The organism is Pseudidiomarina xizangensis (assembly GCF_052541995.1).
On sequence record NZ_JBOBQA010000001.1, the window covers coordinates 480,531 to 502,455 of the forward strand.

General features: G+C 47.8%; 21 protein-coding genes and 4 tRNA genes. 18 read left to right on the top strand and 7 right to left on the bottom strand.

The features are described from left to right. Positions 1-25: 25 nt before the first annotated feature. Genes ACQ5ES_RS02235 through ACQ5ES_RS02250 form a run of 4 tightly spaced genes read right to left on the bottom strand, consistent with a single transcriptional unit; the run spans position 26 to position 1,761 of the window. Complete coding sequence (locus tag ACQ5ES_RS02235; protein WP_445014334.1) at positions 26-361, bottom strand: hypothetical protein; 336 nt, start codon at positions 359-361, stop codon at positions 26-28. A 3-nt stretch (positions 362-364) separates the two neighbouring features. Then, positions 365-712 (bottom strand): DsrE family protein, encoded by a 348-nt coding sequence (locus ACQ5ES_RS02240; RefSeq protein ID WP_445014335.1) that lies wholly within the window; start codon positions 710-712, stop codon positions 365-367. Beyond that, on the bottom strand, positions 712-1,080 hold the full coding sequence (locus tag ACQ5ES_RS02245; protein ID WP_445014336.1) for a DsrE family protein: 369 nt from the start codon (positions 1,078-1,080) through the stop codon (positions 712-714). The genes ACQ5ES_RS02240 and ACQ5ES_RS02245 overlap by 1 nt, the downstream gene beginning before the upstream one ends. Positions 1,081-1,086: 6 nt before the next feature. Next, positions 1,087-1,761, bottom strand: coding sequence for a Bax inhibitor-1/YccA family protein (locus ACQ5ES_RS02250; protein ID WP_445014337.1), 675 nt, complete (start codon positions 1,759-1,761; stop codon positions 1,087-1,089). Between the two features lie 196 nt (positions 1,762-1,957). Here ACQ5ES_RS02250 and ACQ5ES_RS02255 point away from each other — a divergent pair. The 10 genes from ACQ5ES_RS02255 to ACQ5ES_RS02300 all read left to right on the top strand — a co-directional run bounded on the left by ACQ5ES_RS02255 (position 1,958) and on the right by ACQ5ES_RS02300 (position 9,554). Then, positions 1,958-2,049, top strand: a tRNA-Ser gene (locus ACQ5ES_RS02255). A gap of 106 nt (positions 2,050-2,155) precedes the next feature. Continuing rightward, positions 2,156-2,947: a thioesterase family protein gene (locus tag ACQ5ES_RS02260; RefSeq protein WP_445014338.1), complete on the top strand. Its 792-nt coding sequence runs from the start codon at positions 2,156-2,158 to the stop codon at positions 2,945-2,947. A gap of 206 nt (positions 2,948-3,153) precedes the next feature. Then, positions 3,154-3,840, top strand: a complete 687-nt coding sequence (locus ACQ5ES_RS02265; protein ID WP_445014339.1) for a LuxR C-terminal-related transcriptional regulator — start codon at positions 3,154-3,156, stop codon at positions 3,838-3,840. Beyond that, positions 3,815-5,686: an excinuclease ABC subunit UvrC gene (uvrC, locus tag ACQ5ES_RS02270; RefSeq protein ID WP_445014340.1), complete on the top strand. Its 1,872-nt coding sequence runs from the start codon at positions 3,815-3,817 to the stop codon at positions 5,684-5,686. The genes ACQ5ES_RS02265 and uvrC overlap by 26 nt, the downstream gene beginning before the upstream one ends. A 16-nt stretch (positions 5,687-5,702) precedes the next feature. Continuing rightward, entirely contained in the window at positions 5,703-6,251 is a 549-nt protein-coding gene (gene pgsA / locus ACQ5ES_RS02275) for a CDP-diacylglycerol--glycerol-3-phosphate 3-phosphatidyltransferase (protein WP_445014341.1), read from the top strand. A gap of 79 nt (positions 6,252-6,330) precedes the next feature. Continuing rightward, positions 6,331-6,405, top strand: a tRNA-Gly gene (locus tag ACQ5ES_RS02280). 8 nt (positions 6,406-6,413) lie between these two features. After that, positions 6,414-6,487 (top strand) — tRNA-Cys (locus ACQ5ES_RS02285). 28 nt (positions 6,488-6,515) lie between these two features. Continuing rightward, a tRNA-Leu gene (locus ACQ5ES_RS02290) sits at positions 6,516-6,602 on the top strand. Between the two features lie 247 nt (positions 6,603-6,849). Beyond that, on the top strand, positions 6,850-8,340 hold the full coding sequence (locus ACQ5ES_RS02295; protein ID WP_445015362.1) for an FMN-binding glutamate synthase family protein: 1,491 nt from the start codon (positions 6,850-6,852) through the stop codon (positions 8,338-8,340). 11 nt (positions 8,341-8,351) lie between these two features. After that, on the top strand, positions 8,352-9,554 hold the full coding sequence (locus ACQ5ES_RS02300) for an MFS transporter (RefSeq protein ID WP_445014342.1): 1,203 nt from the start codon (positions 8,352-8,354) through the stop codon (positions 9,552-9,554). On the opposite strand, the gene ACQ5ES_RS02305 is transcribed toward ACQ5ES_RS02300, so the two are convergent. Further along, positions 9,528-10,445 (bottom strand): LysR family transcriptional regulator, encoded by a 918-nt coding sequence (locus tag ACQ5ES_RS02305; protein WP_445014343.1) that lies wholly within the window; start codon positions 10,443-10,445, stop codon positions 9,528-9,530. The two genes, ACQ5ES_RS02300 and ACQ5ES_RS02305, sit on opposite strands and share 27 nt — an antisense overlap. 84 nt (positions 10,446-10,529) lie before the next feature. Between ACQ5ES_RS02305 and ACQ5ES_RS02310 the strand changes: the two genes are divergently transcribed. From ACQ5ES_RS02310 to ACQ5ES_RS02320, 3 genes are read left to right on the top strand one after another with little or no spacing between them, the layout of a single operon-like run. Continuing rightward, on the top strand, positions 10,530-11,180 hold the full coding sequence (locus ACQ5ES_RS02310) for a LysE family translocator (protein ID WP_445014344.1): 651 nt from the start codon (positions 10,530-10,532) through the stop codon (positions 11,178-11,180). A 49-nt stretch (positions 11,181-11,229) separates the two neighbouring features. Then, the gene (locus tag ACQ5ES_RS02315) at positions 11,230-12,114 is read left to right on the top strand and encodes a 6-carboxytetrahydropterin synthase (protein WP_445014345.1); all 885 of its coding nucleotides are present in this window, start codon (positions 11,230-11,232) and stop codon (positions 12,112-12,114) included. Beyond that, complete coding sequence (locus tag ACQ5ES_RS02320) at positions 12,107-12,943, top strand: M23 family metallopeptidase (protein ID WP_445014346.1); 837 nt, start codon at positions 12,107-12,109, stop codon at positions 12,941-12,943. The genes ACQ5ES_RS02315 and ACQ5ES_RS02320 overlap by 8 nt, the downstream gene beginning before the upstream one ends. On the opposite strand, the gene ACQ5ES_RS02325 is transcribed toward ACQ5ES_RS02320, so the two are convergent. After that, complete coding sequence (locus tag ACQ5ES_RS02325; RefSeq protein WP_445014347.1) at positions 12,940-14,718, bottom strand: M61 family metallopeptidase; 1,779 nt, start codon at positions 14,716-14,718, stop codon at positions 12,940-12,942. The two genes, ACQ5ES_RS02320 and ACQ5ES_RS02325, sit on opposite strands and share 4 nt — an antisense overlap. A 142-nt stretch (positions 14,719-14,860) precedes the next feature. On the opposite strand from ACQ5ES_RS02325, the gene ACQ5ES_RS02330 reads away from it, so the two are divergent. From ACQ5ES_RS02330 to ACQ5ES_RS02340, 3 genes are read left to right on the top strand one after another with little or no spacing between them, the layout of a single operon-like run. After that, positions 14,861-15,949: a sensor histidine kinase gene (locus ACQ5ES_RS02330; RefSeq protein WP_445014348.1), complete on the top strand. Its 1,089-nt coding sequence runs from the start codon at positions 14,861-14,863 to the stop codon at positions 15,947-15,949. Beyond that, entirely contained in the window at positions 15,949-16,776 is an 828-nt protein-coding gene (locus ACQ5ES_RS02335) for a LytR/AlgR family response regulator transcription factor (protein ID WP_445014349.1), read from the top strand. The genes ACQ5ES_RS02330 and ACQ5ES_RS02335 overlap by 1 nt, the downstream gene beginning before the upstream one ends. Before the next feature lie 32 nt (positions 16,777-16,808). Further along, positions 16,809-17,666, top strand: coding sequence for a DUF6279 family lipoprotein (locus ACQ5ES_RS02340; RefSeq protein WP_445014350.1), 858 nt, complete (start codon positions 16,809-16,811; stop codon positions 17,664-17,666). Here the strand turns inward: ACQ5ES_RS02340 and pyk are convergent. Continuing rightward, positions 17,659-19,095 carry a pyruvate kinase gene (pyk, locus tag ACQ5ES_RS02345; protein ID WP_445014351.1) on the bottom strand — a complete coding sequence of 479 codons (1,437 nt, stop codon included), beginning with the start codon at positions 19,093-19,095 and terminating at the stop codon, positions 17,659-17,661. The genes ACQ5ES_RS02340 and pyk overlap by 8 nt on opposite strands. Before the next feature lie 175 nt (positions 19,096-19,270). Between pyk and ACQ5ES_RS02350 the strand changes: the two genes are divergently transcribed. Both ACQ5ES_RS02350 and ACQ5ES_RS02355 read left to right on the top strand, forming a co-directional pair. Continuing rightward, on the top strand, positions 19,271-20,716 hold the full coding sequence (locus ACQ5ES_RS02350) for a glyceraldehyde-3-phosphate dehydrogenase (protein WP_445014352.1): 1,446 nt from the start codon (positions 19,271-19,273) through the stop codon (positions 20,714-20,716). Positions 20,717-20,791: 75 nt separating this feature from the next. Continuing rightward, the gene (locus ACQ5ES_RS02355) at positions 20,792-21,922 is read left to right on the top strand and encodes a M14 family metallopeptidase (protein ID WP_445014353.1); all 1,131 of its coding nucleotides are present in this window, start codon (positions 20,792-20,794) and stop codon (positions 21,920-21,922) included. Positions 21,923-21,925 lie beyond the last annotated feature (3 nt).

A 21,925-nucleotide genomic window follows, 5' to 3' on the forward strand; every position in this document is an offset into this window, starting at 1 on the left:
GTAAGGTCACTTTAGTTTAATAAGGTTAAGCAAAGTGGGTTACCAGTTGCGATTGTAACGTCAGCTCTACCCAGCTTGCATCATTTAACTGCATAACGAATGCTGGGAAGGGTAGTTCGGTTAAATCATCTTCAGTAGCGCGTAATGCCTGAATTTCGGTTTGAATGGCATAACAGGTGTAGGGGAATTGCAATAAGTCGTCGGGCGTCTGCCACAGGTGCGTTAGCGCATTTTCGGTGAGGATCAGAATCACCTGCTGCTGCAAAGCTGATTGTTGCAATAACGCGCGATCGTGATCTGCCAAAGGCCAGCGGCGAACATAGTAAACGCATTGTTCTGTTACCTCTGGAACTTCGAACATAAGCTAAAACCTTAGCACTTTGGTGCTTGTCGCAAGTAACTGACTTAATTCGCTATAACTCACTGCCTGTACGTCACAGACAAAGTCAGTGGTACTGAGTTGCTGCTGTGCTAACTCTTCAGTAGCCACCAACGGCGGCGGGCAGTCGTAAAGATCCATCAGCGCATAACGCTTTTGCAATGATCGTTGCTGGCGTTGCGCATCATGGCCAGAAAGTAGATGGCTAAGAGCTTCGCCGAGCAACACCAATTGCGGATTCAGCTCTAAGGTCGCTAGTGCCAGCAGCATGTCCTGCCCGTGCCAAGTGGCTACTGCATCAGGTTTTTGACTTTGCACAATAAACACCGTCATCAGAATTGCACCACACGTTCAGCTTGTGCAGCAGCCATGCTGAATTCAGTAAGCCCGCCCAACTGATAAGCTGCGTGCAACTGCGCAGGAGTAAGTTGGTAATCATTTTCGATGACCGTCGAACAGGCTACCAGCGGAAAACCGTGCTTTTGGCTTAAGAGCACCCACTCAGCAGCGACAGGGGTCAGCTGTTGATCTTGATTCAACTTAGCGTGCAACACGCCGTCCTGATAGAAAAACACATGCTTTAGCGTATGACCTAACGCAAGCGCAGCCTGAGCGTATTTTAACGCTAACAGGCTGCGGGTTGAGATGGTCGCTGCGGCGGTTATAGGTGCCGCATGTACCGAGATGACAAGATCAGTCACGAGCTATTAGTCGTCGCCACCAAATGCCATCAAAATGTGCAGTAAGCTGACAAAGATGTTGTAGATTGAAACGTACAGAGTCACGGTTGCGAGCACATAGTTGCGTTCACCACCATGAATAATTGAACTGGTCTGCATTAAAATGGCACCGGCTGAGAACAGGATAAAGAGTCCTGACAAGGCCAAACCAAGAATTGGCATATTAAGGAAGATATTGGCGATGAACAGCGCAATGATGACGAAGAATCCGGCAACCATCATGCCACCCAAAAACGACATATCTTTCTTAGTGGTCAGTACATAAGCCGACAGCGAAAAGAAAATCAATGCCGTGCCGCCAAGCGCGGTCATAATGATTTCTGCGCCTTGCGGGCCAATAGCGTTGACCATGCCCAAAATAGGGCCGAGGGTGTACCCCATGAAGCCGGTCAGTGCGAATGTTAAAACCAGTCCCATGGCGCCGTTGGCATTTTTATGGATAAGGAATAACAAACCATAGAAACCCACCAGCGTAATGATAAAGCCCGGATGAGGTAAATTCATACTGGCTGACAAAAACGCGGTAAAGGCACTAAAAGCCAGCGTTAAGCCCAGCAACATGTAGGTGTTTCGTAAAACTTTATTGGTTTGTAAAGCAGATTCACCACGTTGTGTGGTCGAAACGTGAACTTGGTTGTTCATTGCATTCTCCGATGATAAATAACTGTGTTCAGTGTATCTTAAAAGTGGGGGTGTAAGGCAATCCTTTCAAGGGATTTTTGTTGTTAATTGTATAAAATGACAGCAAACGGGCCGGAAGATTCAATTTTTTGCTTTACAAGCGCGTTTTGGCTCTTTATCATTCGCTTCGTCTTGAGGCACACAGCCTTGTGACTACGGAGAGATGGCAGAGCTCGGTTTAATGCACCTGACTTGAAATCAGGCGTGGGTTCACACTCACCGGGGGTTCGAATCCCTCTCTCTCCGCCAAATTCCAGGAAAGCCCGCTGCCTTTTTAGCGGGCTTTTTTATTGCCTCTTTCACATCTGGTCCTACCTGTTTATACTGCAAAAAACTAAAACTAGTTGAGTTCAGTATGCAAAATTTTGACGCTATTCTTGGCCAAATTACCGACGCCCCCAAACAACAAATACAGCTGCCTGCGGGTTGGGGCCAGGGGCGTGCGTTGTTTGGTGGTTTGACTGCAGCGCTTGCTTGGCGCCATGCTGCCGCAGGAGCTGCACCGGATCAACAGTTACGTGCCATGACCGTGTCTTTTGTGGCTCCGGTATTAGATGGCTCAGCAGAATTACAACGGCGCGTTCTACGTCAAGGTAAGAATGTTACTCAAGTCGCCGTTGATATCGTCCAACAAAATGAGATCGTATTAACCGCATTACTTAGTTATGGGCGCGCACGATCTTCGGCTATTCAAGTTACCGATACGCCAAATCCAAGTAAGCGACCGATGACTGAAGGGCAGAGTTTTCCTGAGGGGGTTGCATTCCCAGAGTTTACCCGTGCATTCGATTATCGGGTAACCATCGGAGGGTTACCTTTTTGCGGCAGTAAAAGTCGCGAATTTGGCGGTTACATGCGCTTTCGTGAACTCGATACGCCAGTAACTATTGGAAAGTTGCTGGGCCTTGTTGATGCCTGGCCACCAGCTTTGCTCACGCACGTAACCAAACCTACCCCTGCCAGCTCGTTAACCTGGACCATTGAATTTCCGGGCGAGATCCCAGCAAAGTCCTCGCATGCCTGGTGGCACTATGTAGCTACCATAGATTACGCCGCCGATGGGTACGGTCACACCCATGCGCATATCTGGGACGACGAAGGGCAGTTGGTCGCAATTAGCCGGCAGACGGTGACCGTATTTGGTTAGGGTTATCGATAACAATTATCAGTCAAATCATATGATTATAAGTCAAGCTATTTTGACCTTTAACATGTAATTAGCTAAGTATTTTAATAAAAATAGGGTATTTATTGTTGCGCATACAACGGTGACAGGGCATACCTTAAATCGCACTAAAATGGGTTTAGTGCGAATACCGAAATTTCTCGGAACTTTGGGATAAGGAAACTCACATGACCCAGTTCATTGTGGCAGTCCCTTCGGAACTGATCAGCCAGGGCATGACAACCGTCCTGGCGTCTATGGAGTCGCAGTTTAATGTTGTTGCGATAGTTTTCAATCAACACCAGCTGCGTGAGGCGATACAGGCATCACCTTACGCAACCGTCATTCTTGGTAGTAGTTTATGTGGTGACGGTACCATCGAAATCTGGCGCCGCTTGCAGCGTCGTTACACTGATATTCAACTGTTGTTATGGGCTGCACGCTTTCAGGATGTGCTTGATTTTCAATGCAACGTAGAACGGGTCGACGGATTTCTGTTAGCCTCTGCGACCCTTGATGAATTCAAGCAAGCCTGTACCACCTTAAGTCGTGGTCGTATGTACGTAGCGGCGAGTGTGGCTGAGTATTTGGCGAAGAATCCCGCGCGGCAGAAGCAAACGGTGCTGCTGACCTGTTTAAGCAAACGTGAAATTCAGGTCGCGCAAATGATCGGACAGGGCAAACGTGTTGCCGAAATCGCCCGGCTGCTGAATATTAGTAGCAAAACAGTAAATACCTTTCGTTACCGAATTTTTGATAAACTGCAATTATCCGGAGACGTCGCATTAACCCATTTAGCAATACAGACGGGTCTCGTCGAAATTGAACCAAAGGTAACCATTGTTTTAAATGAAGAAATCGAAGGAGCCATTTAACGCAGAGCAATTTTTGCGTAGCCTGACCCATCAACCGGGTGTTTATCGTATGTACGATGAGTCAGGCGACATCATTTATGTGGGCAAAGCCAAAGACCTGCGCAAACGCGTGGGCAGTTACTTCCGTGCCCAGGTCGATAGTCCCAAAACGCAAACCTTAGTTAAGCAGATCGTCGATATTGACGTTACGGTTACCAATACCGAAGCGGAAGCGCTTATTCTTGAGAATAATTTTATTAAGAAACATCGCCCGCGGTACAACGTGCTGTTACGCGATGATAAATCGTATCCCTATATTCTCGTCAGCGATCATCAGCATCCGCGGTTGGCGTTTCATCGTGGTACGCGGCGGGAGAAAGGCCGTTACTTTGGGCCATTTCCAAATGGTGTTGCCGTGCGCAACAGCCTGCGCTTATTACAGAAACTGTTTCCGGTACGCCAGTGTGATGACACCTATTACCGCGCCCGCAGCCGGCCTTGTTTGCAGTATCAACTCAAACGCTGTCTGGCGCCTTGTGTTGAAGGTTACTGTACGGACGATGAGTACAATGAACAGGTGGAGTTGGCGACCTCGTTTTTACAAGGCAAGAACCAAGAGGTGATTGAGCGTCTGGTAATAAAAATGGAATCCGCCAGCGCTGGTTTGGAGTTTGAACGGGCGGCAGGTTATCGCGATCAAATTGGTGGCTTACGGCAAATACAAGAACGCAATGCGATTACCGGTAACCAGCAAGAGCTGGATGTAATTGGTTATGCACGCCAGGGTGGAATTGCTGCTGTACACCTACTGTTTGTTCGCGATGGTTCGGTGCAGGGCAGTCGTAGTTATTTTCCGAAAGTGCCGGCAAATACCGATGACAGTGAAGTTCTGGTAGCGTTTCTGTTACAGTTTTACCTGAACGATCAAGTCGAGCGCCAACTCCCTAAGGAAATCATTCTGCCTGAACAAAATGGCGTAAATGTGTTGGATCCGAACCAAGAATTAGCGACACTGGAGCAGGCTTTGGCACAACAAATACGCATGACTCACAATGTTCGCGGCGAGCGCCGGCAGTATCAGGTGTTAGCGCAAAAAAATGCACTGAATGCGCTGGAAAGTAAGTCACATCAGGCCAGCACCATGATGATGCGCACTCAGGCACTGGAACAGGTGCTTGATTTCGGCCGACCGATAACGCGGATGGAATGTTTCGATATCAGCCATACCATGGGTCAGGAAACAGTGGCGTCGTGCGTGGTATTCGACCAGCAAGGACCGAAGAAAAGTGACTACCGGCGCTACAATATAAAAGGTATTACGCCAGGTGATGATTACGCCGCCATGGCTCAAGCTTTACAGCGCCGTTTTGATCCAGTTAAAAATGCTAAAATTGATGCCGCTCCGATGCCAGATATCCTGTTTATTGACGGTGGTAAAGGGCAGTTAAGTCAAGCCGAAAACTATTTTGCTGATTGGTCGAGCGAAGCAACCAAAGCAGCACCCTTGTTAATCGGCGTAGCCAAAGGCGAATCGCGTAAGCCTGGGCTGGAAACGCTTATTTTAGCCGGCAACCATGCCACCATACCTTTGTCGGCCGATGCGCCAGCATTGCATTTGGTGCAGCATATACGCGATGAATCCCATCGGTTTGCGATAACCGGACATCGCCAGCGTCGGGCCAAGGTGAGACGAACCTCGCGTTTAGAAGACATTCCTGGCATTGGCGCTAAGCGGCGGCAAAAATTGCTGCAAAATCTAGGTGGATTACAGCAGGTAAAACAGGCTAGTATTGACCAACTAGCAGCAGTGCCCGGCCTTAGTCGTGAACTCGCTGAAACCATCTACCACGCATTTCGTGACGAATAAAGGACTGACTAACTCCATGTGGAATGTTCCGAATCTGCTGACCAGCTTCCGAATACTGTTAATTCCGGTCTTTTTAGGTATTTATTATCTACCCGGCAGTGATGCAAACTTCTGGGCAGCGTTTGTCTTTGCTCTGGCTGCAATTACTGATGCGCTGGATGGTTATATTGCTCGTAAGTTTAATCAATTCACTAAGTTCGGTGAATTTCTCGACCCTGTGGCCGATAAGGTCATGGTTGCGGCGTCACTGATTATCGTGGTCGAAACCTACGCCACCTGGTGGATCAGTATTCCAGCGCTTGCCATTGTTAGCCGTGAGCTGGTGGTTTCGGCCTTGCGGGAATGGATGGCGAAAATAGGGCGACAGGAACACGTCAAAGTTTCCAACTTAGGCAAGATCAAAACAATTGCACAAATGGTCGCTATCGGTGGTCTTATCTGGGAAGCCAATACCTTGGTTGTGGTTACCGCAACTTTGCTGCTGTACATAGCGTTCGTACTGACCTTGTGGTCAATGTGGGAGTATTTGCGCGCGGCCTGGTCAGATTTAAGCCAAGTGGATTAAAAATAAGCAAACAAACGGGTTTAAGGCAAAAAATCGTTGACCTTGCCGAAATAGACAGTAGAATGCGTCGGCACTGGATGCGGGAATAGCTCAGTGGTAGAGCACAACCTTGCCAAGGTTGGGGTCGCGAGTTCGAATCTCGTTTCCCGCTCCAAATTCGATGGCGGGTTGGCAGAGTGGCTATGCAGCGGATTGCAAATCCGTGAACCTCGGTTCGACTCCGGGACCCGCCTCCATCGAAGTCCGCAGGTAATACCCAAGTATGCCCGGGTGGTGAAATTGGTAGACACAAGGGATTTAAAATCCCTCGCTGGCAACAGCGTGCCGGTTCAAGTCCGGCCCCGGGCACCACTTTATTTAGCGTCCCCTTCTGAACTTAACTATACCCAGCCTCATAATTCATTGAAGTTTTAATCCTTCAGTACGCACCGGTGAAGCCGTGTGGTTATAGCCCAAAGCAACGACTTTTGCAGAGGTATCCAGCGCCTTAAAGCAGCCGGAGATGACCGATGGTTAGACTTGTTGCAAAGCCCGCAGCCCTGTACATTAGGAACAGCTAAACAGATTCTGAGGTGATTACATGACCGATAATGCATGGATGAATGGAAGCACGCTGTTAATCGTTGCACAGTGGCTGCTAGGCTTATTTGTGTTGCTTATAATTTGCGGCATTATTTCCGTAGTGGTGATGTATATTGTCGATAAAAATCAAACCAAACATACGATTCGCCATAACTTTCCGGTGATTGGTAGGTTTCGCTACATTTTTGAGGAGCTTGGTGAATTCTTTCGGCAGTACTTTTTTGCCATGGACCGCGAAGAGATGCCATTTAATCGTGCGCAGCGCAGCTGGGTATATCGGGCTGCTAAAAATGCCGATCGGACTTTGGCTTTTGGCTCCACCCGCGATCTGACTAAAAGCGGTACCATCATTTTCGCTAACGCACCTTACCCGCGCCAAACCGAAGAAAAAACTCATCCTGAACCTGTTCAAATTGGGCCTTTCTGTGATCATCCCTATGAGCCTGTGTCGTACTTTCATATTTCTGGTATGAGCTACGGCGCCTTGTCGCCGGTGGCAGTGCGTGCGCTATCTAAAGGTGCCAAACTTGCCGGATGCTGGCTTAATACTGGGGAAGGCGGTCTTAGTCCTTATCATTTAGAGGGCGAGTGCGATGTCGTTTTTCAGATTGGTACGGCCAAGTACGGAGTCCGCAATAAAGATGGTTCATTAAATGAAATGCGTTTGAAGGAACTGGGTGAACATAAATTAATAAAAATGTTTGAACTGAAGCTAAGTCAGGGCGCAAAACCCGGTAAAGGCGGCATTTTGCCGGGGATAAAAGTCAATCAAGAGATTGCGGAAATTCGTGGTATTCCGCAAGGTGAAGACTCCATTAGTCCAAATCGTCATCCGGAAATAAAAACTGACGATGACCTCCTCGATATGGTGGTACGCATTCGGAAAATCACCGGTAAGCCAACCGGTATAAAGTTTGTAATGGGGGACCCGAGTTGGATTGATGAATTGATTCATACCATTCAGCGCCGCGGAAGCGAAGCAGCTCCCGACTTTATAACTTTAGATAGCGCCGATGGTGGTACCGGCTCAGCACCGCAACCATTAATGGACTATGTCGGGTTAAAGCTATCTGAGAGCTTACCTATTCTGATCGACAAACTCATTGCTGCTGACCTGAAGGACCGTATTCGTGTGATTGCCTCAGGAAAAATGATCTCGCCGGCAGACGTCGCCTGGGCTCTGGCCATAGGTGCCGACTTTATCGTTTCCGCACGAGGATTCATGTTCTCTCTGGGTTGTATTCAAGCCATGCAATGCAACAAAAACACCTGCCCTACGGGCGTTACCACCCATGATAAAAAATTACAAAAAGGTTTAGATCCTGAAGGCAAGTCAGTGCGGGTTGCTAATTATCACAAATATCTTGAGTACGGGGTAAATATCATCGCTCACTCTTGCGGAGTCTCTGATCCGCGCCAATTAAATCGTCGGCATGCGCGCGTGGTCACCCATACCGGCGATAGTGTGAGTCTTGCTGAACGTTATCCACCACAAGCGCCGAGGTAAGCAAAACCACGATGTTCAGGCAGTATTTTAAGTTGTTGCGGCAACATCCGCAGTTTTTAGCCTTTGGCTTTCTGGCAACGTTCTTTTCCAGTTTTGGACAAACCTTTTTATTGGGTTTATTCACTGATGCCTTTCGAACGGCTCACTCACTAAGCCATGGTGAATACGGCGCCATTTACGCAGCAGCTACGTTTATCGGTGGGCTGTTGCTTATGCGAATTGGTAAGCAACTTGATAAGGTTAGTCTGGCTTACTTTACCACGTTTACCTTTATCGGCATTGCGCTATCTGCATTGATAGTTACCTGGTCAGTACATTTAGCGGCGTTGTTTGTTGGACTCGCTGGTCTGCGCCTGTTCGGGCAGGGCTTCATGGGCCATATTGCGATGACCAGTATGGGCCGTTATTTCATTGAACAACGTGGCAAAGCGGTGGCCTTCGCGGGAATGGGATTTCCGCTAGGTGAACTGTTGTTACCAGTGCTCATTGTAGCTTTAGTTGCAGCCTCAGGCTGGCAAATGACTTGGTGGCTATTTGCCACTTTTCTAGTTTGTGGTTTGCCATTAATGCTGTGGCTGCAATCCTATAAGCCGCAGCCAGTTGCTGCACCAGTTGCGCCAACCTCTGTTGAGGGCGACGTTCAGGCTGCGATAAGACAACGTGACCTGTTACGGCAGGGGAAATTTTGGGTTGTACTGCCAGCGTTATTAGGTTTGCCGTTCGTGGTGACTGCCTTGTTGTTAAATCAGCTTTGGTTGGCGAACCAACAAAGTTGGCCCGTTGCGGCAACGGCGAGTGGGATCATGATTTTTTCGCTGTGCAGAGTGGCGGTTTCGGTCGTTGCTGGTGACTGGATCGACCGCTTGGGTTCCCGGCAATTTATTGGGTTAAATATCTTACCCGTGACTTTTGGCACTGTACTGCTGGCAGCCAACTTTGGCGTTTGGTCGTGGTGGGTATTTCTGGGGTTAGCTGGTGTCAGTGCCGGTATTAATTCCGCATTGTCAGGAACCCTTTGGGCAGAACTCTATGGCACTAATTATTTGGCGACCGTACGCGCTTTAGTTCATGCGATGATGGTATTTGCTACTGCACTAGCCCCGTTTTTAATGGGCGTACTGATTGATACCGGGTGGTCGCCAACGGCAATTATGCTGATGTTCAGTGCCATTTTAGTACTAGCTTGGCTAAACGCTCGACGGCTGGCTAAGTGATGCCATACTTTGCTGCACTCGGTTGGCTAACCATTTGCTAAAAGCGATGACCGCCACCGGATGCCGCTCGCGCGCCTTCAAGCAAATATAAACGCCGGATTTAGCCGTAATCGATGTCTCGGGTTGCAATGTCCATTGATTAAATTGCGGATGTTGCGCGTAAAGGGTATTGATCAGGCTGTAACCAGGTAAGCTGGTAAGTAAATCAAGACCAATACTGGATTTAGGCACACTTTGCACAGGGTAAGCCTGGCTCACCTGTTTGTGCTGCTTACAAAAAGCCTGCCATACAGTACTCGCAGGATTAGCGTACCAGACTGTTGCCGGCGAGCTCGCTGTGATCGGTGAGGTAATCGGACAAAAATGTGGTTGATAGAGCAATTGCTGCTGCAAGCTTCGATCTTTAAGCTTGCCGCTGAGCACCGCGAGATCGATACGCCCATGCTGCAAAGCTTGGCTCATTTTTGACTGTTGAATATCTTGTTCATCTTCGGCATACGTATCAACTTGCACCCGAATATGTGGATAAACAGCTGAAAAGTCGGCAAGTCTTGACGCCAGCCACCAGCGTAAGAAGGTATCGGGGACCAGTATTCGCAATGTGGTAAGCTCGTCATCACCGCAGCTGCGAGCTTGTTGCACGGCTTGTTCCAACTGCTGGAACAGGCTCAGCAATGTAGGGGCAAGCAATTCTCCGGCGGGAGTTAAAGCATGCACCCGGTTATCGCGATGAAATAGCGGTGTTCCGAGCTGATGTTCTAAGGTTTGAATGTGGCGTGTAATAGCAGATTGTGATAATTCGAGTTGTTGTGCTGCATGCTTAAATGATGGTGCATTAGCAGCAACGGCAAAAACTCGCAGGGCATTCAAGGAATAGTCTTTTAAGCTCACAGCAGCAACCTTTTCGCATTAAATGAATTTGCGGTTAAGTAAATTTGTATTGCATAAATTTAAACTTTATAGAGTCTCTGAGCAATGTATTTACGTGAATTTATCGAAATAGCTATCTTGCACTTTTTAGCGGTTGCTTCACCGGGGCCGGATTTTGCGGTCACCGCCCGCTTTAGCCTAGCCTACGGTCGACGTATCGGTCGTTGGGTTGCAGCTGGCATCGGTGTTGGCATTTTGCTTCATGTTAGTTATTCACTATTGGGCGTTACCTTAATCATCCATCGTTACCAATGGGTGTACGCCACCTTACTTTTACTGGGTGCGCTGTATCTTGGTTGGCTCGGCTGGCAAGCGATTCGCGCCAAACCTCGTAACGACCAGCCGGCCGCCGCAGCAGCGGCCGGTGATATTTCCAGACGTAAGGCATTTCGGATCGGATTTATTACCAACGGCCTAAATGTTAAAGCAACGCTATTTTTTATGGCGTTATTTACCGCAGTCATCAGTCCCAGTACGCCGACCTTGCTGAAAGTAGGCTATGGACTCTACATGGCGGTCGCTACAGGACTCTGGTTTGTGATTCTTGCCACCTTACTGACAGTTCCCGCATTCTATCAACGCATTTGGCACTATGGTCATTGGCTTGATCGGATCATGGGAGCCTTTTTGTTACTCCTGTCTATCAAGCTCATCGTCGACTGGTTTGCGGTAATTCAAGTTCTCGTAAAGGACTGATGATGCTATCATTGACAACGATAAAAACCAGTTTTCAACAGAGATTTATATGCAGTTATTTGTAAACGATCTGACGGTCATTGATTTTTCTTATTTATGCCCCGAGCGGGGCATCGTGGGTGAAAGTTGGATCGTTGATATTGTGCTGGATGGCAGCTTGAACGAACAGTCCATGGTGTTAGATTTTGGCCGTGTGAAAAAACAGATTAAGCGCATTATTGACGATGCGGTTGATCACAAACTGGCGGTGCCGGCGAATCATCCTTATAGCCTGGTTACCCATGATGCTGATGACAGCTGCTATTGGGTGGATTTTTTGCGTGCCGAGAATCGTTCTATTCATTTATTCTGCCCAGCTGATGCCTTTGCATTTATTGATGCCAACCGCGTAACTATGGACTCAATCAATACCTATCTGCGCGCCGTTATTAAGCGCGAGTTACCGGGCAATGTCGCAGGGCTCGAGGTTACATTGCGGGCCGAAGCGATTGATGGAGCCTATTATCACTACACCCATGGTTTGAAAAAACATGACGGTAATTGTCAACGTATTGCCCATGGACACCGTTCGCGGTTACAGATAGAACTCGATGGTATCCGCGCCCATACTATTGAAAGTGATTGGGCCCAACGTTGGCGCGACATCTACCTTGGATCCGCAGAAGACGTGTGCCCAGTGGTTGAGCTACATAGGTCAGTTGAAGCGCTTAAATGTAGTGAGCAGACCCACGTAGGCTATGGTTATGTAGCCGACCAGGGACGATTTGAATTGATCGTGCCAAAAGCAGAAAACTACATTATAGAGAATGACTCAACAGTGGAATGTATTGCCGATTATTTGGCGCATACCATTCGTACTGAACTCACCGATGCTGCTGACGTTACAGTTAAGGCTTATGAGGGTGTAGGAAAAGGGGCAATTGGTTATGCGTAATGTGGTGCTGTTGATCGTGCCGATCATAGTGTTGCTGGGGCTGACTGGCTCAAGCTATGCTGACGAAGCTGTTGAGCAACCCGTTATTAAATTAACCGGAGCCATGACATCAGGCGCACTGGTGGTTGGTAAAACAGACCCAGCGAACTCGGTTAGCTTAAATGGTGAGCAGCTTACCGTTTCCGCAGAGGGAATCGTGGTCTTTGGTTTTGACCGCGACGCCACCGGAACACAACAATTAACCCTTACCCAAGCGAATGGTGAACAATTAACCCGGCAGCTAAATTTAATTCCGCGAGAGTATAAAATTGATCGCGTCGAAGGGGTGCCACAACGCACCGTAACTCCAGATCCAAAGCAGGTTGCACGGGCGAGAAAAGAAGCTGCAGCAGTGTGGCAGGCGCGCCAAATTTTTAGTCAACGCCATGATTTCCTAACCCCCGTTATTGAACCTGCCCAAGGTCGCATCAGTGGTGTTTATGGTAGCCAACGGATCTTTAATGGCGAGCCGCGTAATCCTCATTTCGGTCTCGATGTGGCTGCGCCGACGGGCACACCAGTTAAAGTGGTTTGGCCGGGCCAAGTGGTATTTGCCGCGGACGATTTATTTTACTCCGGCGGTACTATCATTGTTGAGCATGGCCATGGGGTAACCACCACTTATATCCATTTGAGTCGGGTTGACGTTGAAGTGGGCGATGAGCTTGAGCAGGGCGCGGTTATCGGTGCTATTGGCGCTACTGGACGAGCGACCGGACCACATCTGGATTGGCGCGTGAATTGGCGCAATGTGCGGCTTGATCCGGCCTTAGTGCTCGAACACTTTTAAGTTGCCAGGGCCAACCAGCCCTGCGCGCGCTTGCGGTCAGCCACAGTGAGTATGTAGTTATTGGCTTTTGGCGCGTGCCAACATAGTCCCAAAGTGAGCAGTTCATCGCGTCGAAATGCATGCACGGTGACCACATCATCGGGTTGATAGCGCTCAAATACTTCACGCATATTGGCATCGGTAACCTGTAGGTTATCAATCGCAATAATTCGATCTTGCGCACTTAAACCTGCTTCCTGCGCTGCTTCATCAGCAAATACCACTTGTAACTCTAAACCAGCACCAGATGCCTTGAATTTGGCACCCAAGGCGACTGGAAGTGGTTGAGCCGCTGGTTTCCCCCCAAAACCAGTATCGTCTTGTGCCGCGCGACGTTGAACGTCGATACCAAATTGTTCCAGCAGTTCAACAATAGGTAACGGCTCAGTAGTTGCTACTGCACGTTCGATAAACGCGCCCAAGTGCAATTGGTAATGACTCACCAAAAACTCAGCAAAACTGGTGTCAGTGGTGCCGTGCTGGTTTGCGCCATACGTTTGCCAAAACTTTGCCATGACTTGCCCAAGCGTGATCCGACCATCACTTTCCAGACGAATCATCAAATCAATACATAGGGCGATCAGCGCGCCTTTGGCATAGTAGCTGACAATCGCGTTAGGGGCGTTTTCATCTTGTTTGTAGAAACGGTTCCAGGCCTGCAGGCTGGAATCACTGACAGTATGGCGATCAACCCCGGTCCCGCGATGGACTCGGGCAAGAGTATCACCAATGAGACTCAAGTAGGTGTTGGCATCAATCAAACCGGCCTGGTGTAAAACATAATCATCGTAGTAAGAGGTGATACCCTCATAGAACCACAGCTGACGGGTGTATTGCTCAGCGTCCAATTGATAAGGGATAAAATCTTTAGGTTTCAGGGTCTTTATATTCCAACTATGAAAATACTCGTGACTACAAAGGCTCAGGAACGTCCGGTAATCGCTATCGATGGCAGGGCGAATACCTTTACTGACCAGGTCTCGGCGGCTACACACCAAGGCGGTTGAGTTGCGATGTTCTAACCCACCAAACCCTTTACCCACAACCATGGTTAAAAACAGATAATTATCGAACGGCACCTGCTTATCGAATAAATTAATCTGATGCTCGCAAATACGTGCAAGATCGCTACAAATACGATCGTAATCTGCGAAATTTCTACCGGCCGTGACAAATGCATGTTTCTTACCGCCAGCAATGAATTCGTGAATATCCAGCTCACCCAGCAGAAACGGGTAGTCAATCAACGCTTCGTAGTCAGCTGCGTAAAAAGTACCGGCTGCAAAAGCATCGCCGCTATTACGTGGCATCCCTGTCGCAACCTGCCAATGGGCAAATTGCTGCGGCAATACAACAGAAAGCTTGACGGATTCTTTGGTATGTCCCTTGACCGCAAGACACAAACTTGAATTGTTGAAAAAACCAAATAATTGGTCTAGATACGCGCTACGCACTGATAAATCAAACGCATAAACCTGATATTGAATGAGCACGGTGGCATCGGTTGGCGCTAGCCGCCAGGTTTGTTTATCGACTGCGGTAAGCGCTAGCGCCTGGCCATCGGCCTCGGCACGCAAATCAAGAATGTTTCTGGCAAAGTCACGAATCATATAACTGCCGGGTATCCAGGCGGGTAACTTTAGCTCGAGTGCCTCATGTTGTTTTGGCGTCACCCGAATGGCTACGGCAAACTGGTGGCCGTTGGGATCAAGGGGAGTAACTTCGTAGTGCAACACGGTAACCTCTGGAATTTTAGCTCGAATGAGAAAAAGGTTAGCACGACAAAGACACGCTATACAGTGGGTTGTCTGCGATAAATGAACCGACAGCGCAGGAAACTCTAGGTATAATCGGTAGCAGGTACACGACCAAAAAACGATGACCACAATGATAATGGGACGCTGGAAAGTTTTATTAGACGATCGAAACCGTTTCTTCTGGGTGCTGCAAGCAGCCGGATGGAGCGGTTATGCGCTGGTGCATTATATCGGATCCTTAATGCATGAAATGCGCGATATCTACGCACTTATCATTTTACTTGGGGCCTATGCGGGCTTCCTGTTAACGGTGCCTTTGCGTTATTTGTACCGCCAAATATGGGACAGCAAACCCTGGCTGTTAGTGCTAATTGTGTTGGGTTCAGCTTACATCAGTGCGAGTATTTGGGCGGTCATTGACAATGCAACGTACTGGGAAATCTACAAATTTGGTTTCCGCCCCGAGAGTAATTGGTTCTACTTTAAAAATACCACTGCCAAGTTTTACATCATGTTGAGTTGGAGCGGTCTTTACTTTGGTGTTAAGTATTACCAAATGCTTCAGGACGAGAAACAAAAAGCACTCATGGCAACCTCAATGGCGCATCAGGCGCAATTGAAAATGTTACGTTACCAGCTGAACCCGCACTTTTTATTTAATACTTTAAACGCGATCTCCACCTTAATTTTGATAAAAGAAAATGAACTGGCGAATAGAATGATGACGAAGTTGAGTTCGTTTCTGCGTTTCTCGCTGGATAATGAACCGATCAAAAAAATTCCGTTAGCGCGGGAGATCGAAGCGTTAATGTTGTACCTGGACATCGAGAAAGTACGCTTCGACGAACGTCTTAAGATCACTATTGAAGTAGACGAAACGGTCAAAAATGCGCTGGTTCCAAGTCTTTTTCTACAGCCTTTGATCGAAAATTCAATCAAATATGCCATTGCGAAAATGGAAGAGGGTGGTGAGGTCATCGTCCATGCCGAACACAACGCTGATGATCTGGTGGTGGTAATTGCCGACAACGGACCAGGCATAAAACAGCCTGCCGACGATTTGGTTAATCGCGGCGGGGTTGGTCTGGCAAATACACGAGATCGATTGCAAGCCTTGTATGGCAAGCGTTACTCATTTACATTATCAGCTAACGAGCCCAGTGGCATGCGCGTGGAAATCCGCATTCCTTTCGAACAGGTTGACGCTTAATGACTAGCAAAATTCGTACACTTATTGTTGATGATGAATCGCTTGCACGCCGTGGTCTTACAGTACGGTTACAGCAGTTTTCGCAAGTAGAATTGCTTGATGAATGCCAGAACGCGCGCCAGGCTCTGGAAAAAATTATCGAATTAAAACCTGATCTAGTTTTTCTTGATATCCAAATGCCGGGCATGAATGGCTTTGAATTACTGCGCGAAGCAAAAGCGCGAGGGGCTGAATTACCGATCGTGGTATTTGTCACAGCCTATGATCAGTACGCCATCAAAGCGTTTGAAGTGCGTGCTATTGATTACCTTCTTAAGCCTGTTGATCATGACCGTTTGCTGCAAACCTTAACTCGTGTTGAAAAAAATCTTGCTCAGCGTGAACGCGATCAGCAACAACAACGTATGCTTAATTTACTGGCTGATGCGACCGGTGAAGATTGTGAAGCGATACTGCGAAAGCTCGCGGATAACGAAGATGTAGGCCATGTTCGCTACCCGGAACACATTGCAATTAAAGAGAGCGGTGAAATTACTCGCGTAGCGATTAATTCCATTGAATGGGTCGATGCTGCGGGTGATTATATGTGTATTCATGCAGCCAACGAGACGCATATTTTACGGCGTACCATGAAAGAGCTGGAAGATGAATTAAACCCAAATCGTTTTCAACGCATTCACCGTTCAGCCATCGTAAATTTAGAACAAATAGAAAAACTCTGTAGCCGCCAGAATGGCGAATACCATATCGTTTTGAAAAACGGTAAAGAGTTGAAAGTGAGTCGTAGTTATAAAGAACGCATTAAACGGCTAATTTTAACGACTTGACCCATCCGAAAAAAGGGAGCCTGCAAGACCCCATGCTGAAAGTGTTATTTGGTCGCGTTTGTATGATTTCCCTGCTGCTCATCGTCAGCGGTTGCTCAACTCAATTTGGTTACCGTTTTGCCGATACTTTTATTGAATGGCAGCTGGCTAAGTATGTCAGTCTGTCCGGTCCACTTGAAGACAATGTTGATCGTAGTATCGATGAAATCCATCTTTGGCATGCGCGCACCCAGTTACCGCAATATCGAACCGTACTCGATGAATTAATTACCACCCTCGATGACGATAAACTCACGACTGACGACATTATTCACTACAGCGAGCAACTCTTTGTTTTCTGGCAAACCATCCGTAATCAACTCGAACCTTACTCGTTAACTTATCTGCCGCAACTTTCCGTTGAGCAACGCGAGCAGATGATTGAAAATTTACGTCAACGACTTGAAGAAGAACGCGAAGAAGAAGCGGATCTTGAACCTCGCGAGCAACGCCGGGAGCGCCTGGATAGAGCTTTTGAGCGAGCGAAAGAATGGTTAGGCCCGTTACAAGCCGAACAGCGTACGTTGATTCGGCGATGGCTTGATCAGCGGACAAGTAACGATCAGCAAAGGTTGGCTTACCAGGAAACCTGGCTCGAGGTTTTTGCGGCAACGCTGCGGCAACCTGAAGCCAGTGATTATGCAGAACGCATGAGCTTGTTAATCACAGCTCCAGAGAGCCTGCGTAATGAGGCTCTGATTGCCGCAACCGAAGCTAACCGCGTGTTAACTCAACAGCTAATGTTGGATCTTTATCACACGCTTTCTTATAGTCAGAAACGTCACTTACGTAACAAATTGGCAGACTACCGAACAACTATCGATAGTCTGATAAAAAACTTCGCTACTTAACCTCAATAATTTTACAGGTATTGGTTGAGCCAACGGTTTCCATAACATCACCGTGAGTCAATACCACCAGGTCTCCAGTGGCCAAATGACCGCGCGCTTTGATTTCAGCTATAGCATCGTAAACTAAATTTTCGGTTTTGCTCTTGGTTGAATCGAAAGCCACCGGGTAGACGCCACGATACAAGGCGCACCGGTTACGGCTCTCTTGATGCCGCGACAGCGAGAAAATGGGCAGTATGGTGTGAATGCGTGACATTAATTTGGCCGTTGAACCCGACTCGGTTAAAGCGACAATAGCTTTAACACCCTTTAGATGAGTCGCCGCATACATAGATGTGATTGCGGTGGCCTCTTGAATATTGGTAAAGGTTTCCTCTAACTCATTATTATCTAATCGCGCCGAAGGATGTGTTTCTGCCCCTAAACAGATTTCCGCCATCGCCTTTACGGTAGCTACGGGAAACTTGCCAGCTGCGGTCTCTGCCGACAACATAACTGCATCGGTGCCATCGAGGACCGCGTTGGCGACATCCATGACTTCCGCACGAGTTGGCATAGGGTTTTCAATCATCGATTCCATCATTTGCGTCGCGGTGATGACAACTTTGTTGAGCTGGCGAGCACGTTCAATGATACGTTTTTGTTTACCCACTAATTGCGCGTCACCAATTTCTACGCCGAGATCTCCGCGCGCAACCATAACCGCTTCGGACGCGCGAATAATGTCGTCGAGTGCAGCATCCGTTGCCACCGCTTCTGCCCGTTCTATTTTGGCGCACAGCATGCCGGTGCCATTCGCGGCACGAAAGAGCCGCCGCGCTTCATGCATATCCTCGCCTGAACGCGGAAAAGAAACGGCTAGGTAATCGACTCCAATTTGGGCAGCCAATTTTATGTCTTCGTAATCTTTTTCAGTTAATGCCGCTGCCGAGAGGCCCCCACCAAGACGGTTGATACCTTTGTTATTAGAGAGTTTGCCGCCGATAGTAACAACCGTGTAAACTTTCGCACCTTCGACGCTTTCAACCTGCAACCGAACACGGCCGTCATCCAGCAACAAGATATCGCCGGGATTAACATCGTCTGGCAGTTCTTTATAGTCGATACCAACGCTCTGACCTGTTCCCTCGTTGGTTGCAAGCTCAGCATCAAGCACGAAAGTATCTCCCTCGTCGAGGGTGACAACATCATGAACGAATTTCGCGATGCGAATCTTGGGTCCTTGCAAATCTCCCAAAATGGCAACGTGCGTACCGAGTCGTTCGCATATAGAACGTACCATGGTTGCGCGTTCTTGATGATCTTCTGGCTTACCGTGAGAAAAGTTTAAGCGGACAACGTTGGCGCCAGCTTTGATTAATGCTTCAAGCGTTGTAGGGTCATCAGTAGCGGGACCTAGTGTCGTCACAATTTTGGTACGGCGTAACATGTTAAACTCCTCGGTGGGCAAGCCTTTAAGTGCGATATCAAGACAATAATTATGGCGCCGATTATACCACGCTGGTACTGAGGATACAGAGTTTCTGGCACTTAACTGGTGTTTTAAGTACAATAGCGCGCACTTTTTGTTTATCTTCTTTCCAATGTAACGTAAAGGTAATCGCATGACTGATCAGCAGCAGGATATGACCCTTCAAAGCTGGCAAGAACGCCAAGAATACGCCGAGCTGATGCAGCCGTTTATTGGCCGTCTGTACCGCAACTACGGCGTCGAAATTTTAGTCTATGGCCGGTCTTTGTTGAATGTCGACACGATCAACATTATTAAGGCTCACCGTCTTATTCGCCGCCATGAAGGCATCAAACTGCGTTTACGTGAGAGTTTTCCTTTCATTGAAGCACTTAGCAAAATGAAATTAGCACCAGCGCGTGTCGATTTAGGTAAATTAGCCTTTAACTATCTACACAAAGATGCGGGTAAGGGTGCTTCTATTGAAGAATACCTGCATCGTGAATTGGTTGATATCGTTGATAAGGTGGACGAAATTCCTGCGCAAGACGTGGTGCTTTATGGTTTTGGTCGTATTGGCCGCTTATTGGCGCGTCTGCTGATTGAACGTAACGGCAGTAATAATAAGATGCGTTTACGTGCGATCGTTGTCCGTGGCGGACGTGATGGCGATCTTGAGAAGCGCGCAAGTTTATTGCGTCGTGACTCGGTTCATGGTCCATTTAATGGTTCAATCACGGTCGATCACGAAAACTCGGCGATTCGTGCCAACGGAACGAGCATTAAAGTTATTTACTCAAGTGGTCCGGACCAAGTTGATTACACGCAATATGGTATTGACGACGCTATCGTCATCGACAATACAGGTATCTGGAAAGATGAAGAGGGCTTAGGTTTGCACCTGAAATCTAAAGGTGTAAAAAAAGTCTTGTTAACTGCGCCATCCAAAGGCGCAATTAAAAATATTGTTTACGGTGTTAATCATACTGATATTAAGCCAGAAGACTTAATTGTTAGTGCTGCAAGCTGCACCACTAATGCAATCACGCCAGTGTTAAAGGTGATTAACGATAACTACGGCATTCGTAACGGTCATGTTGAAACAGTGCACTCGTACACCAACGACCAAAATCTTATCGATAATTACCATTCAGCTGAACGCCGTGGTCGATCTGCACCATTAAATATGGTTCTGACGTCTACTGGCGCAGCAAAAGCAGTAGCGAAAGCACTGCCTGAGCTTGCCGGTAAGTTGACCGGTAATGCGATTCGCGTACCGACACCGAATGTTTCAATGGCGATTATGAATCTTAATTTGCATAAAGTAACCAGCAAAGACGAACTCAACGCATTTTTGCGCGAGCAAGCCTTGCATTCAGAGTTGCAAGCACAAATTGATTTCACCGCCTCCATAGAAATGGTATCCAGTGACCTCGTGGGTTCGCGTTATGCTGGCGTGGTTGATTCGCACGCGACAATTGTAGACGAAGACCGAGCAGTGCTTTATGTTTGGTACGATAACGAATTCGGTTACAGTTGCCAGGTGGTTCGAGTTGCCGAACAAATGGCAGGCCAACAACTCATGAATTTGCCATTGTAAAACGTTTTTTCTCTACGAAAGCGCCTGACGGCGCTTTTGTTTTGAACTAACGACATAACTACAGGAAATAAGCGAATGTTTATCACTGCCCAATTCGATAGCGGTAATATTGAGGTTATCGATGCAACCAATGAAAATGCTATTGAACTCAAAATCCGCAAGGATCATCAATCGGACTTTTATCAATGGTTCCACTTTAAACTCTACGGTGAACTCGGTGCTGAGCACGTCATGCAGATTACTAATGCTGGGGAATCTGCTTATCCTGACGGATGGAAGGACTATTCAGCTGTTGCTTCGTATGATCGGGAAACCTGGTTCCGTGTTCCGACTAGCTTTGATGGAAAAACACTTACTATTCGGCATACTCTAGAGCAAGAAAGTGTCTATTTTGCTTACTTCACACCCTATTCGTATGAGCGCCATCAAGATTTAGTCCAATCAGCGCAACAGTCGAGCTTGGTCGAGCACGTCTGGCTTGGTCCAACACTCGATGGCCGCGATATGAACTTGCTGGTTATCGGTGAACCTGCTGACAACAAGCGTAAAGTGTGGATCACCGCACGGCAACATCCAGGCGAGAGTATGGCCGAATGGTTTATTGAAGGCCTGTTAGGTCGTTTACTTGACGATGAAGATGGTGCTGCACGTAAACTGTTACAAGATACCGTATTCTACGTTGTGCCTAATATGAATCCTGATGGCAGTGTGCGCGGGCATTTACGTACTAATGCCGTCGGTACCAACCTTAATCGCGAGTGGCATGAACCTTCATTGCAGCGAAGCCCTGAAGTTTATTATGTATTACAAGCGATGCAGGAAAGCGGTGTCGACTTGTACTTAGACATTCACGGTGATGAAAACTTACCTTACAACTTCCTCGCGGGTTGTGAGGGTGTACCATGCTACAAAGACAGTCATGCGAAGCTTGCCCAACGTTTTAAAGACACCTTATTAGCCATTACCCCGGAGTTTCAGGTTGCCCATGGTTACGATGTCGATGCACCGGGTGAAGCGAACCTTACGGTTGCAAGTAATGCTGTAGCAGAGCGTTTCAAGTGTTTAGCTTTCACGTTGGAAATGCCATTCAAAGACAATGCGAACCTGCCTGATGAAGATTTTGGTTGGTCCGCCAATCGCAGCGCGCAATTAGGTGCAGATGTACTAAGTGCCGTATATGCTGTAGCAAAAAACTTGCGCGATTAATTC